Source organism: Marispirochaeta aestuarii (assembly GCF_002087085.1).
Lineage (GTDB): Bacteria > Spirochaetota > Spirochaetia > JC444 > Marispirochaetaceae > Marispirochaeta > Marispirochaeta aestuarii.
The window spans coordinates 262,522-275,387 of the sequence record NZ_MWQY01000003.1 but is presented as its reverse complement, the minus strand read 5'-3'; the positions used below and the strand labels follow the sequence as shown (position 1 = coordinate 275,387).

Annotated in this window: 12 protein-coding genes and 1 pseudogene; 2 read left to right on the top strand and 11 right to left on the bottom strand. The window is 46.5% G+C overall.

The features are described from left to right. The first annotated feature begins 100 nt into the window (after nucleotides 1–100). On the top strand, nucleotides 101–325 hold the full coding sequence (locus tag B4O97_RS04210) for a HigA family addiction module antitoxin (protein WP_083048632.1): 225 nt from the start codon (nucleotides 101–103) through the stop codon (nucleotides 323–325). Nucleotides 326–397: 72 nt separating this feature from the next. Here the strand turns inward: B4O97_RS04210 and B4O97_RS19665 are convergent, their stop codons facing one another. From B4O97_RS19665 to B4O97_RS19300, 4 genes and pseudogenes are all read right to left on the bottom strand, one after another. Continuing rightward, the gene (locus B4O97_RS19665; protein WP_233142899.1) at nucleotides 398–931 is read right to left on the bottom strand and encodes a DEAD/DEAH box helicase; all 534 of its coding nucleotides are present in this window, start codon (nucleotides 929–931) and stop codon (nucleotides 398–400) included. Nucleotides 932–1,090: 159 nt separating this feature from the next. Then, nucleotides 1,091–2,821, bottom strand: a pseudogene (locus B4O97_RS19805) (TOTE conflict system archaeo-eukaryotic primase domain-containing protein); the annotation flags it as partial. After that, nucleotides 2,818–3,789, bottom strand: coding sequence for a nucleotidyl transferase AbiEii/AbiGii toxin family protein (locus B4O97_RS04195; protein ID WP_083048627.1), 972 nt, complete (start codon nucleotides 3,787–3,789; stop codon nucleotides 2,818–2,820). The pseudogene B4O97_RS19805 and the gene B4O97_RS04195, both read right to left, overlap by 4 nt. After that, on the bottom strand, nucleotides 3,786–4,622 hold the full coding sequence (locus tag B4O97_RS19300; protein ID WP_143305530.1) for a type IV toxin-antitoxin system AbiEi family antitoxin domain-containing protein: 837 nt from the start codon (nucleotides 4,620–4,622) through the stop codon (nucleotides 3,786–3,788). Before B4O97_RS19300 ends, B4O97_RS04195 begins: the two co-directional genes overlap by 4 nt. A 373-nt stretch (nucleotides 4,623–4,995) precedes the next feature. On the opposite strand from B4O97_RS19300, the gene B4O97_RS04185 reads away from it, so the two are divergent. Next, nucleotides 4,996–6,522 carry a Fic family protein gene (locus tag B4O97_RS04185; RefSeq protein WP_083048624.1) on the top strand — a complete coding sequence of 509 codons (1,527 nt, stop codon included), beginning with the start codon at nucleotides 4,996–4,998 and terminating at the stop codon, nucleotides 6,520–6,522. 57 nt (nucleotides 6,523–6,579) lie between these two features. Here the strand turns inward: B4O97_RS04185 and B4O97_RS04180 are convergent, their stop codons facing one another. The 7 genes from B4O97_RS04180 to B4O97_RS04150 form a co-directional block, all read right to left on the bottom strand. Further along, nucleotides 6,580–7,791, bottom strand: coding sequence for a PrsW family intramembrane metalloprotease (locus tag B4O97_RS04180; RefSeq protein WP_083048622.1), 1,212 nt, complete (start codon nucleotides 7,789–7,791; stop codon nucleotides 6,580–6,582). Nucleotides 7,792–7,825: 34 nt separating this feature from the next. Further along, on the bottom strand, nucleotides 7,826–8,437 hold the full coding sequence (locus B4O97_RS04175) for a hypothetical protein (RefSeq protein WP_083048620.1): 612 nt from the start codon (nucleotides 8,435–8,437) through the stop codon (nucleotides 7,826–7,828). Between the two features lie 69 nt (nucleotides 8,438–8,506). Beyond that, nucleotides 8,507–9,052: a hypothetical protein gene (locus B4O97_RS04170; protein WP_083048618.1), complete on the bottom strand. Its 546-nt coding sequence runs from the start codon at nucleotides 9,050–9,052 to the stop codon at nucleotides 8,507–8,509. Further along, the gene (locus B4O97_RS04165) at nucleotides 9,036–9,947 is read right to left on the bottom strand and encodes a hypothetical protein (protein ID WP_083048617.1); all 912 of its coding nucleotides are present in this window, start codon (nucleotides 9,945–9,947) and stop codon (nucleotides 9,036–9,038) included. The genes B4O97_RS04170 and B4O97_RS04165 overlap by 17 nt, the downstream gene beginning before the upstream one ends. Next, complete coding sequence (locus B4O97_RS04160) at nucleotides 9,940–10,458, bottom strand: hypothetical protein (RefSeq protein WP_083048616.1); 519 nt, start codon at nucleotides 10,456–10,458, stop codon at nucleotides 9,940–9,942. Before B4O97_RS04160 ends, B4O97_RS04165 begins: the two co-directional genes overlap by 8 nt. Next, nucleotides 10,455–11,330 carry a hypothetical protein gene (locus tag B4O97_RS04155; protein WP_083048615.1) on the bottom strand — a complete coding sequence of 292 codons (876 nt, stop codon included), beginning with the start codon at nucleotides 11,328–11,330 and terminating at the stop codon, nucleotides 10,455–10,457. The genes B4O97_RS04160 and B4O97_RS04155 overlap by 4 nt, the downstream gene beginning before the upstream one ends. Further along, complete coding sequence (locus tag B4O97_RS04150) at nucleotides 11,330–12,652, bottom strand: transglutaminase domain-containing protein (RefSeq protein WP_083048614.1); 1,323 nt, start codon at nucleotides 12,650–12,652, stop codon at nucleotides 11,330–11,332. Before B4O97_RS04150 ends, B4O97_RS04155 begins: the two co-directional genes overlap by 1 nt. Between the last annotated feature and the right edge of the window lie 214 nt (nucleotides 12,653–12,866).

The following is a 12,866-nucleotide window of genomic DNA, read 5'->3' as shown; positions in this document are numbered from 1 at the left end:
GTCTGATACTGATTTAATGCAGGGTCCTCGCTGGTTTGTGAGAAATGCGGGCTAATTGCGTATTACGCTATCATTAATCTTGTAAAGAACAAGAGGGCATATGGACGAAAAGTATACCGAACTTTCCGCACCCGGCGAAGTCCTGAAGGAAGAGTTCTCGATCCCATGGGGATTACACATTTTCGTTGATCCGCCGAGAATAGCCGCGATTATCAAGGGAAAAAGGAAGGTTACAGCTGATACAGCTGCAAGGCTGTCCAGGTTCTTTGGCCCCAGCCCGGAGTTCTGGATGAATATGCAGAGTCGTTACGACTCGGAGGTTTGATGGAAACCAAAGAAAGTGAACTGAATAAAATTACACAGTATAATAGAGCATTATGATTTTTGCTCCATTCTCTTAGAGCCATTTGGCGATCTTATCTGTTATGTCATAATGAAAAATGTAACCAAGTTTTTTATAAGCAGGGATTCTTTTTTTGAACATAGAAATTGTCATTCCAGAGCATATATCCACGTAGTCATACACAGTTATAGTTTTTTTATCTTCTGTTGTTTGCCTATGTAACCTGCCGACGTATTGGGTTAACCTTCCCCTGAATGAGATCGGTAGAGTAAGAATCATAGTATTAAAATCAGGGAAATCAAATCCTTCTCCGATTAACGAACCTGTGGCGATTAGGCAAAACGGATCACCTTTACGAAAAAGTTCTTTGCACTTATCGATTATTTCCTTCCGCTCCTTCTTTCCCACTCCGCCTTTCAGGACGAGAACAGGTGCATCAGTTTGTTGTTGTAAAGCATCAGAAAATAATTCGATATGTTCGATTCTGTCAGTCAATATCAAGGGAGATTTTTCTTCCTGAAGCAATTTCAACACATCAGAAATAATAAGCTTGTTTCTGGATTTATTTCCAATTAGTGTTTCCCACATATCTTGAATGGTTCCGTCTTTTGGCAGTTCGGGAACGTCGGTGGATTTAAAATATACGTTTCTGATCTGATTCTCTTTATTGACATCCTGAACGGTGTACCCGATAGGACCACACTGCATGAATATTATTGATTGGAAATGATCTTTTCGCTGTGGAGTTGCAGTAAGACCTAAAATGCTGCGAACTCTGATTCCTTTCAATACCGGCTCAAATGTAACCGTAGGAATTCTATGGCATTCATCCACAATGAGAAAATCATAACCAGCAGTTATTGTTTTAATATCATCTTTGTTTGCCAGGGTCTGGAGCATAGCTATATCAATGACCCCTTTCAGTTTTCTCCTTCCTGATCCCAAAACCCCAATACTCTTTTTGTCTATCTCCGGGATGAAGCGGCATAGTTAATCTATCCATTGGTCAATCAACGTGCTGCGATGTACAAGGATGAGAGTTCTCATTTTCTTTATAGTAATAAGATTGATAGCTATGACCGTCTTACCTGTGCCTGTAGGAGCGACGAGGACACAAAAATCAGTGTCTATAATAGCCTGAACTGCAGATTGTTGATGTTTAAACAACTCTCCTTCAAAACTGAGTTCAATTTGTTCATTTACATTACGGTTATCTTTGATTAGTACTTCGAATCCACTGGCAGTGAGTAGGTGGATGATGTTGTTTAATTTTCCGCGGGGAAGAAAAATGAAGTCACTGTCATTCTCTCCGCAGAATATGTATTTCGGGATATTCCAAGTGGAAAACCTTAAAGCCTGGGTTTCAAAGAATTTAGGGTTGGCAATCGTTGCAAGTTTTTTCAATTGCCTTAATACTGTTGCTGGAAGTTCCTTGAGAGGAACAGCGATTTGACTGTCTATAATTATTTCGATAGTTCCGCTGAATTGATCCTCTTGTTCAGATTCAACATTTAAAATTGATTCCGCAATATATAAGTCGCTATCTATTTTTATTTCATTCCCCGACCGATTGTTGGTGTATTGGTATTCAAGTGAAATAAGATGCTTATTTAAAATTAGATCAAGATCTTGTGCGTAAAGACAGTGTACGCTTGATAAAAACTCCCATTGGTCAGGATAAACTTCCATCTGTTTATTTACGAAAACACTTCGGTTTTGTTTCCTGTACTCTTTTTGCAGTGGAAGCGCTATTAGGTTCCCAAAACCTCCTGAAGGCATGTAGTCCTGATTTGGAAAGAATCGATCATAACTGTCCAGGTTTAGTTTATTTGTGGAATCCATAGCATTGCTAAGAATAATATCGCCAAGTTTGCGTGCTTTGCATGCCGAAACTAGTTCATTGAAGAAAATCCATGCATGGGCTCCGTTGCCTGATTTTGAGATCTCGATAGCTACTTGAACGTGTAATTCTTCAGCAGCACTTTGATAGGCAATAACATCTTCCTTCCATGTTGACTTGTCAAAGTCAGCTGCAAGAAAGATGCATCTATCCTGACCGTTTATTGCGTATGATCCAATTGTCGTTTTACCTGTGAGATGGTCCCAAGCAGCATTCTTATCAAATGGCATGAAAGCCTGATTTACACAATCGGAACATTTAACATTAGGTTTGTAACAGATTTTTCTTTTCCATTCGTTGGTGCATACCGGGCTATATCTCTTCTTCTCACTTCTTTTGTTTTCCCAATATTTTGGGAATAAATCATCACGGCAACGGAATAGTTTCAAAAATAAACTAATTTTATTTTCAGGTGTTTCAGGGGGAGTGGAAAATATTGGTTCTCCGGCAAAGGAAACAACTTTTTCAGATTTGGAGGATTCAAGGATTTTGAGTTCTACAAGGAGCTTTTGTTTATGTGATTCAATATCTTGGAGTTCTCGTTGTATTTCAGATATACGCTTAGATTCCTCTGTCATTCAAACCCTCTATGCTTTCTAACATTTACTGCTTTCCACTGGAGTAATGGGTGACGAATTATCTTTTCTTGGAGTTCAGAATCAATAGTCAGCAACTCTGGTTTGATTTCGCCTTTATCAAGTAACAAATCGAGAAATTGCTTCTCGGAATTTTGAAGTGGTAGTACTTTTGAAATTTGTTTTTGGCATTCGACTACAAGTTTCTCTCCATATTCTTGAGCTGTTATGTCTTTCAATATCGAATGATCGTGAAGAACAGGCTGAAGCTTTCTGGCCAAATCTTCCGGATTGAATCGAATATCATCTACGGAGATAGTTCGCCAGTCGATCCGATTCATTCCTCCATATACTACAAACGCAACACGAAGTGATGATTTATCCAGTGTCATTTGGTTTAAAATCTGTACACTATCATATAAATCTCTTGCTTGTGTTCTAGCCAGAAGCGCTGCGAGTTTGCCTGCAGCTAACTCATGAAAATCCAAAACTGGTATATTGGATACTGTGAAAGGTCCGAGTGATTTGGATGTTTTAATAACCGGTTCCCATAAGGGCTGACGAAACATGAAATTGAAATCTACTTCAAGATTTCCGGGGTGTCCTGCGTAAGTTTGATAGTTAAGAATCCATTTTCCTCCGGCATGTTCGGAAGGTATACGCTTTATAGCAAAACCTTCTCTTGAGAAAACAGCTTGTACAGCTTGTTCAATTTTGGGTCTATCTTCAATCATTTGTTCTCGATCAATAGCCCCTATATAATTGAGATCAATATCAACAGAAAGTCGAGGAAGGTCAAAGATGAATAGATTTAGAGCGGTACCACCTTTGAGAACCCATTTTCGTTTCAGGAAGGGGTGGCTATTTAAACCATTCAATAAATTCATTAAATGAATCACTTTTTCTATCATTATAGGATTAAACCCTGTTGATTCTGCAATTGGAAGAATTTCTGCCGGGGATAGGATCATAATACATCATTCCACGAATGATTAACTATCTCGATAGGTACCATTAAATTCCATTCCTTTATTAGATGACATTTTTGGCGAATGCTCCGACTGAAATAGTGCGGTTGATTAGGTTTTTTATTTTTAAGTTTTGCTATGAATTTATCATCAACCATTAAGGTTTCCTGGTTTTGCTGAAGAAAGTAGCCAATTTTTGCAGCGATGGTTGCATTATTCAATAGCGTTATATATTCATAGAGGCTATCAAGTTCAAGATACTCTATTGATTCCAGGGATCGCCATATTTCTTCCCAGCTCCCCGAAAGATCTGGTCTATTCATCATATCGACAAGAGTTCTTTCTATAGATGTAACACGTATTTCAATCCCCGATCGAATACGCCGAATTATACCATAATCAACCTTGCCTAACGTGATCAGTTCCTTGGGAATTGGAACTGGGGTATACTTTTGAGAACGAAAAGTTAGTGGTTTAGTTCTATCTTTTGAGGTATAGGTTAGCGTATTGAAAACAGAATAGGCTTTGCCATGGTATTCCAAAGCAGTATGATGTGAGAGAGTAGCGTCTTCAGTCAGCTTTGCCGCTATTATATATGGATCAACAGGGAAATTTGATGAATCTGCTCCTTTAGGAATAACCGCATAAAGACCCCGGCGTATAGATATTATTCGCTCCTGGTTTTTATAGTGGCTTAATAAAGCTTGTCTGGTATTCCGATTTCCAGTTCGATATTGCGACAAGAATGTATCAAGTTCTGATACTTGAAATACCGGATGCTTATAGAAGAATGATTCAAGAGAATTATCATTTTGTATTTGACGATCTGGCAACATAATACTAATTATATTAGTTCTAACGCGCTTATGTGTCAAATACAAATTATGTTTTTATGACATTGAAGCTATAAAGTATTAATATGATTAGTACTTAATCGTCATTCTGTCACATAGTATTTAGATATTTATCTTTCCGCTATTGCCAATTTTCTTATTATTCACACATGTGATCTTTTTCGATACATGCCAGTTCTGTCAGATGGGAATTATGAAATCCATCGCTTTGAAATACTGAGGAACGGACTATGCCATCATGGTCTTCAAAATACTTTTTGATACCTCCGGATATCTAAAATAATCATTTTTCACGAAAGTATAGGTATTATAATTGTTTTTCATGGTTTATAATCGAATTTCATGGAGAAGGGGGATGAATAAGCGTTTTTCAGGAAAAATAACTGTTTTTCACGGTTTACGGCTTGCTGAAGAGGCGGTCCCGACAGGTTATGCCGCGATTGTTGACGCCTATGATCTTCCAGTACCTTTCCCGTACCGGCTGTGCTGCGTCGGTACCAGTTACAGTCTCAAAGAAGAGGACTGCTGGCGCTATTTTAGCCCGCGCTACACGCCGCAAGCTACGCTTGAAGGCCACCTGCTGTTTGCCCTCAAATATGAGGGGGTGGATCTGGCGGTTCTTAAGTCACTTTTTTCCCATGTCCCGGAATCGGAAATAGAGCATATAATTCGTAAAACCCCGACCGGATCGTACGTACGGCGGCTCTGGTTTCTGTATGAATGGCTGATGGATAAACGCCTTGATATTCCTGATCTGCAGGCCGGAAATTATGTTCCCGTAATAGATCCTAAGATGCAGTATGGAATTACCGGAAGGAACGTCCGGCGTCACCGTGTTATCGACAATCTTCCCGGCAGTCGACTATTTTGTCCCCTGGTTTTCAAAACTGAAAAGCTTGAGCACCATATTCAGATGGATCTCAAACAGAAGGCTGCGGAGGTGATACAAGGTATTCCGGCTGATGTAATGAGCCGCACTGCTTCCTTTCTGCTGTTGAAAGATTCGAAGGCCAGCTATGCCATAGAAAATGAAACACCCCCGCATAAGCGAATCGAGCGATGGGGGAGAATCATAGGGCAGGCAGGAACACATCCCCTGGACCAGGATGAACTGATCCGGTTACAGCAGATTGTTATAGGCGATACCCGCTTTGTGCAGCCGGGACTCAGAACCGAGGGCGGCTTTGTGGGTGAACACGACAGGGAAAGCGGCATGCCTATCCCTGAACATATAAGCGCTCGTCCGGAAGACCTTCCCGATCTGGTCCGGGGCATTTTTGAGCATAACTCCCTTTGCAGCGGGGAGTTGGACCCGGTTGTTGCCGCGGCATCCCTTGCTTTCGGTTTCGTCTATATACATCCTTTCAGCGACGGAAACGGCAGACTGCACCGCTATCTGATCCACCATGTGCTGGCTGAGAACGGCTTTAATCCTCCGGGTCTTGTTTTTCCTGTATCGTCGGTAGTCCTGGAAAGAATCAATGAATACCGTGCGGTGCTTCAGGGCTACTCTTCAAGATTGCTCCCCTTGATAGAGTGGGAGCAGTCGCGGGACCATAATGTTGTGGTAAGCAACGACACAACGGATTATTACCGTTACTTTGATGCCACCCCCCATGCGGAGTTTCTATATTCCTGTGTGCACAAAACCATTGAGCATGATCTTCCTATAGAAGCCCTGTTTCTTCAACGTTACGACCAGTTTAGACGGGAGGTAGAAGAAATCGTGGAGATGCCCTCGAAAACTGTGGACTTGCTGTTCCGGTTCCTTGGACAGCATAATGGCCTGCTTTCGAAAAGGGCACGGGACAGGGAATTTCATCAGCTGACTGATGATGAAATCCTGAGAATAGAAGAGATTTACCACGCTGTTTTCGGATAAAAGCATTTCTGAGTCAGGTACTTGAGGATACCTCACCATGAATGAAGAATCCTCTACCTACCGGCTTTCCATCTGCCGCTTCTCCCGTAACAGCTCGCTGTACTCCTCGAGCCTCTCTTTCAGTATTCTGCTGTCGCTTTTCCAGTAGTCCCGGGGGCCGTACTTGCGTCTGCGGTCGAAGTAGTGGTTGTGTTTGAACACACGGGGATTCAGTATGTTCCGTACCCGGAGTTTGAGCCCGGCGTCCCGGATGATGCGCTGCAGGAAGAGTTCGATGCGGAAGCGCTCTCCTTTTCCGAAGTTCTCCCGCGCCCGGGTGACGAGCTGCAGCCCTTCGTCGCTTTTGCCGCTTCCCATGAGGGCGATCCCTTCCAGCACGTCCCAGGTATTGTGTTTTTTCGGCTGCCGGCTCCGACAGTAACGGATGCGTTTGAGGGCCTCTGGGTATCTGCCCGCCGCCAGGTAGTAGAGCCCCAGGCGTCGGTTCAGTACAAAGCTCGAGGGATTCAGTTTGAGTCCCCTGAGAAGGGATCGAATAGCCTGTTTCGACCGGGAGTAGGGGTAGACGAAGTAGGGGGAGTGTTCGATGAGGGAGCGGAAAACGTGTGCAGTAATAAAAAGAGTGAGCAGATCGACAAGGTAGGCAAGACCTTCCAGAGTATTATAGCCTGTGCTGTAGACATAGGCCCAGATATAGGAAGCGTTGTACAGGGCATGAATGAAGGCGGTAGGAATGAAGGCGCCGACCGCAATCCAGGAAGATCGATCATCCCGGACTTCGAGATTGGAGTAGACCGCCGTCGCCAGGAAATAGCCTGCCAGGGCAGTGTACATCATGTGTCCGGGTGTGCAAAGGATCGAACGGATGATCGTATTCATTGGGCCATAATCGAGGGCGTATTTAAGGTTCTCAAAAAACGCGAAGCCTGCCCCGACTGCAGCACCCTGAAGGATACCGTCCTGGGGTTCCTTTATCGAACGAAAGAAATATACCATCGCAATGAGCATGGTATACTTGGCTATCTCTTCGGAGAAGCCGACGATAAGAAAGTGGTAGAGGAATGGGCCGTTGACCATCCAACCGAACAGTAGTTCGTTAATCTCGTAGTTGATAAAAGTGGGGATAATGCTGATGATTCCCGCTACAAAACCGATATAACGGATTCGCTCCGTACGTTTATCCTTTTTATAGTAGTCAAGGTAGTCGAGATACTTGAGGCAAAGGAAAGTCGATACGACCGCTATGGCGACAGATAGAATAAATCCCATACTTTAAAAAGGAAGACCTCCACTTCTCATTACGCTATTTAACCTCTGCTACGCGTGGATCTGCTTCTTCAATCAACTTCATGATGGTAGAAACAATTCTTGTGAATTCCTGGGGAAAAGGATCTGTAAGATGCTGCCGTGCTTCGTCATACTCACCCAATTCCCGCTTTATTTCCGCTATCATCATTCGTTCCTCATCATCAGATGGGACAAGCAGTTCATACAGTTTATGTAAATTGTCTTTTTCGTCTTCTGACAGGACTTGATCAGTTTTGTGCTGCAGAATCCTGTCATCGTTTCCAGACCACCATGCGCGAATACGCAGGAACTTCTTTTTGTGGATATCAAAAACTTCTTTTTCGAGCACAGAAAGATAATCGTGCATATTCAAGAACTTGGCGGATCTTGATTGAGGGAAGGTTTCTTTTACTATTTCCGGTTCAGTTTCACCGATTTTTTCCAACTCGTTTATAAACAGAGCCGCGTTACAGAAGGGGCATATGTGGAATATGTCACTAAAAGGGATCGGTCGTCTCCCATCTGTCCGTGGAACAAAACAAAATGTATTATATGAATCCAGGGTGTATTGCTGGATCTGGCCGAAACATTCAGGGCATTTGCGTATAATCACAGGGCCAAATATCATTCCGTATCCTCACTTTCGGTGTTAAATACCTTGAAAGATAAAACAGTTCTATCCGATATTACCACATTATCAGCGTCCATGTTCCTTCTCCCACAGTTCGTCCATATAGGTGTCGACGCTCTCCATTATACGGCTGTTGGTCTTGTCCCAGACTCGCCGGATGTTCGTGAGGGTCATCAGCTTTATTTCAGCTTCCATGCGGGATTCCTCCACCTCCTTCAGTTTCTCCGTCATCATGAGACCGGCCTTCATGAGGGTTTCTGCGATCTCGTCGGTGTGGGACAAGCCCATCTCCTTCATCATCTTGAGCTGCTCTTTTTCCAGCACCATGATCGCCTTCTGGGCTTCCAGGGCGATGGACTTGGCCTCAACATCCTTGCGGGCGAGCAGATAGTTGGAATAGGAGTCCAGGTGGTGGGAAATCTCCTGCTGCTTGGCGGCAAATACCGCCCGCATGAGCTGCTTTTTCGAGCGGTGCTTGTCCAGCACGGTGAGGGTCTGGTTGCTGTTGATGCTGTGAAGCTCCTTGGTGAACTCCGTGCTGTTGGTCAGGTCCTTCGGCGCATAGCGCTGGATGTCCCTGTTTTCGCTTTTTTCGTTACTCCATGTACCCATAATTCTCCTCCCTAAAATGGTTCAGTGATTTTGTATGCATCCGTTCAAGACGGTTCAGCAGAGGTTCGATATTGTGCAGTCCCGCTTTGCTAGGCGGATTCTCGATGATAAGCTGCATGGCGTCGAGATAGAGCCGAAAGAGCTCCGAGGTAAATGTCCGGACAAGGATTGCTTTGCTCGAGCAGTAGCGAGCCAGTAAAGAAGTCCGTTCAAACTCCCGCCGTTCCCGGTCCAGTTCCCGGGGGTAAAGTTGAGGCAATGCCGGCTGCCGGGTTCGACGTGGAAGGGAAAGGCTCCTGCGGAGTTTTATTCTGAACCGACTCAGCGGCGGTTCCGGTACAGGATTCCGTTCCCTGAAATCCATATCGAGATTCAGCAAGCGGATAAAAGCAGGGAAAACGGTCCTGCAGCGGAACAGATCTTCCCTGTTTAAGGTGGTGGGACTTCCGCAGCCTGCCGCCCGTATCAGCCGGCCCGAGGCTGCCCCGACGGAGGCGCAGCGTGACAGGACCTCCAGCTCGAAGGGCTCAGGTCTAATACCGTACTGCCGTTCAATAAAGTGTTTCGCGATTGTCCGCTGCAGACGTATCGCCTTTTCGCTGTGGAGGTAGTTCAATGTATCCTCGCCGGCCGATAGGTTCAGCTTCCACTCCTTCGACGGGGTCCGTGCGGCGCGCACGAAATCGATAAGAATCGTCAGCCCATGGAATGTACATACCCTGCGGGAAAAGCGAAATTTCTGTTTGAAGCTGCCGCATCCTGAGACAGACAGGAGAGTTAGAATGCGGGTTCCGGCCGTCAGGTATCGCAGGTTAATCCCTGCGACCCGCAGGGCCGCCCCGCAGCAGAGTTTCCAGCGCAGAAGGTTTATGGAGATATTCCTGCAGCTATTCATTGACCACCACTATCCCAAGGCCGGCAAGAACCTGCGCCATGCCTTTATAGAGTGAAAAATCGTTTGTATGGTTTTCTATCCGTACCCGGATGTAACAGTTCTTCTCCCGCGCGTAGGCCAGCTCCTCCTTAAAGAAAGCTGCCGTACGGGTTTTGAGGATCGTGTCCCGAGTTTCAGGCGGGGCGGCAAAAGCGTCCCTGTCATCTCCGGGATTTCGGGTAAGGGTGTAGATGGTGCTGCTGTGAATGGCAATGACACCCGCTACCTCCGGAATGGCCTTGTCTGGTCTTCTCCAGCAGGGAACCACGGCGTTTTCTTTTTCCGCCAGGACCTCGTTCAGGTAGTTCACCTCCTCGGTGAGCAGGGAAATCTCTTCCCGGGCGTTCTGGTACTGAACAGCGACAGCCTGGTAGCGGCCGTACACAAGCAGTGCAGCCCAGACACTCAGGAAAAACAGGATGTAGGCGAACTCCGCCAGGGAGTAGTGCATGGCATCGCTTCCCCGTTTCATACGCCCAGTTTCTCCACTTTGAGTTCCAGGAGGCTCACAAAGTTATCCAGCACCGTATCGAGCTCGCTGATCTCCTTTCTGAACCGCTCGCAGCCTCCAGTAATGCTGCTCATGGGAAGGGCTTCCAGTTCCGAGCGAATGCGGCCAGCGGCATGGGAAAAGGCGAGGGAGCTTTCCGCGATACCCGCTATCGGTTCCCGCTGGGCGGCGAGGTCCCGGGAAAAAGCGCGGCCCGCCTCCTGCAGTTCCTCGCGTGTGGCCGTGAGCCCGGCGGAAAACTTATCCATTACACCGATAAAGCGTTCCAGGGATTCCAGATACTCCTTTTCTCTGGCCCCAAGGGCGGCACTGGTCTCTATGCGTTCATCGAAATACCGGCGCATTGTCTGGAAGGTCTCTTCGTAACTGGAAGAAAAACTTTCTGCAATGGACTTTAAGAGGATATAACTTTTCTCAAGGTCGACTTTTTCCTCACCGTGTTTTTTTAAATATCCGCTTCGTGCGATGCTGCGGAAAAGGACCCCGGTAATCGAGGTGCTTACCGATATCCCGATGTAGTATAGGGCCTGTGCAATGAGCCAGTTGTCCTGTAAAAGAGCAGGATTAAAGCGGTAAAAAAAGACTGCCAGGGAGACAAGGGTGTAGAGAAAACCGAGAAAGTAGATTGTGTCTATCTGGTGTTCAGCGTAGTCCCGGTCCTCGGTACCGGAGAGGCTGAAGCCTATGATGATGCCGTAACAGCCTACCAGAATTGCCGGAAGAAATAGGGCATAGCCTTCATCCAGGTGCTCCAGCTGCAAAATCAGCCAGGAACCTGCAAGGGCCATGAGGGGAAAGAGAAGATTAATCATGGTCTTCGCGGTAGAGGACATTAAAACCTTCCTTGAGTTTCATACATATAGCCGGGATTTTCTCCGCAGCTGTAGATTCCCGCCTGCCAGTCCAGGCAGAGCCAGTAGTCGTCCGCTGAACGAGGTTCCAGGTACGAGACGCTGCGGCCTGGATAGAACTTCCGAGTTATGCTGACAGTCTCGTTCCAGGCCGCAACACTCCCAATGTAGGCTTCGGCCCAGGCATGGGCACCATCGGAGCAGCTCCCGTGCAGAATACGGGCCCTGCCGCCGATTGCTTCGATACAGGATGCAAGCAGAACGGCAAAGTCGTCGCAGTCCCCGGAAAGCCCCAGAGCAATGGTCCTGTCCGCGGGGGAGTAATAGTCTGTTCCGGAGCTAAGGGGATCGCTTATGTATTTCCACTCTGCGGCAATGTAGCGGTGGATGCTGAGGATCTGCGCAATGCCCTCCGGGCCGGGGGAGGGGTATCCGCCGGAAAACCTGCTGAAAGAACCGGGATGGGCAGATGCGAGGCGTACCGCGAAATCCCGCACTACCGGAGAGGCAGGCCGTACAGCCTCGGAGATGGTGGCAACCCTGCGTATGGCAACAGTGGATTTATCACGGACCTCCATGTCGCCGATTTTCCGTTTCAGCGCAGCAATCTCGTCGCGGTAGAGCACGTTCTCTTCCTCCACCGCCTTAAAGCGGGCAAGTTCATCTTCCATCTGTTGAATCCTGGAATTCAGCTCATGGACAAGGGCCTCTTCCTCCTCTTTGTCATCTTTGTTCTGCAGCTTATCCTCGATGTAAGAGGAAAGTTCCTGCTCCATACCGAGAACGACCTTATAGGCCGGATCAAGCTGCGCAAGTACCCGGCGTACGGAATCCAGTTCACCCCTGTAGGTGATATCGGTGCTTTCAGGCAGCAGAAACGAGCCGGCTGTTACAGAAACAACGAGAACTACGGGTAAAACCAGGGAAAAAAGCTGTCGATTGAGAACGGGTACCAGCGAACTGTAAAGCGCAGCGCTGTAACTCAAGGTCCCGCTTGCAAGGAGAAGCCCCTCATGGAGTCGTAAAGGAAGGTGGCCAGGATACAGGGCAAGAATGATAAAACCGGACCCGACGCCGAGGGAAACAAAGAAGCTGCTTTTCTTGTAGCCGGGAAGCAGTACCAAGGAGACAACGGAAAGCACGGCTGCCAGGAGTGCCCCCTGGGAAGGTGTCAGGGCCGGCAGAGAGGGAAATTGCCCGGGAAGCAGAAGATGCAGAGAGATGTACAGGAGAAGCAGAAGCCCCGCGATTCCTGTAATTCGAAGCAGCGGGAATAACAGACGCTGTTGTAGGACACTGACCATAGCACTTTTAATGCAGTATCTGTGCCAAGGGGAATTTAGCGGGAATTCGACCGAAATTCGGGGGTTTATGACCGGTTTATGATAAAGAAAATTATGGGGGGATAAAAATATTTATGATGGAGGAAGTTCAAAGGGAGCTAAGTATCAGCAGATCTATAAACCTGAGAATATGTTTCTTATTGGCCGAATAGTATGATCATCACAGCCACGGAGT

What these genes read in the sequence shown, in the direction of transcription:
- B4O97_RS04210 (WP_083048632.1), top strand. Translation starts at nt 101, where the DNA reads ATGGACGAAAAGTATACCGAACTTTCCGCACCCGGCGAAGTCCTGAAG.
- B4O97_RS19665 (WP_233142899.1), bottom strand. Translation starts at nt 931, where the DNA reads ATGTGGGAAACACTAATTGGAAATAAATCCAGAAACAAGCTTATTATT.
- B4O97_RS04195 (WP_083048627.1), bottom strand. Translation starts at nt 3,789, where the DNA reads ATGATCCTATCCCCGGCAGAAATTCTTCCAATTGCAGAATCAACAGGG.
- B4O97_RS19300 (WP_143305530.1), bottom strand. Translation starts at nt 4,622, where the DNA reads ATGTTGCCAGATCGTCAAATACAAAATGATAATTCTCTTGAATCATTC.
- B4O97_RS04185 (WP_083048624.1), top strand. Translation starts at nt 4,996, where the DNA reads ATGAATAAGCGTTTTTCAGGAAAAATAACTGTTTTTCACGGTTTACGG.
- B4O97_RS04180 (WP_083048622.1), bottom strand. Translation starts at nt 7,791, where the DNA reads ATGGGATTTATTCTATCTGTCGCCATAGCGGTCGTATCGACTTTCCTT.
- B4O97_RS04175 (WP_083048620.1), bottom strand. Translation starts at nt 8,437, where the DNA reads ATGATATTTGGCCCTGTGATTATACGCAAATGCCCTGAATGTTTCGGC.
- B4O97_RS04170 (WP_083048618.1), bottom strand. Translation starts at nt 9,052, where the DNA reads ATGGGTACATGGAGTAACGAAAAAAGCGAAAACAGGGACATCCAGCGC.
- B4O97_RS04165 (WP_083048617.1), bottom strand. Translation starts at nt 9,947, where the DNA reads ATGAATAGCTGCAGGAATATCTCCATAAACCTTCTGCGCTGGAAACTC.
- B4O97_RS04160 (WP_083048616.1), bottom strand. Translation starts at nt 10,458, where the DNA reads ATGAAACGGGGAAGCGATGCCATGCACTACTCCCTGGCGGAGTTCGCC.
- B4O97_RS04155 (WP_083048615.1), bottom strand. Translation starts at nt 11,330, where the DNA reads ATGTCCTCTACCGCGAAGACCATGATTAATCTTCTCTTTCCCCTCATG.
- B4O97_RS04150 (WP_083048614.1), bottom strand. Translation starts at nt 12,652, where the DNA reads ATGGTCAGTGTCCTACAACAGCGTCTGTTATTCCCGCTGCTTCGAATT.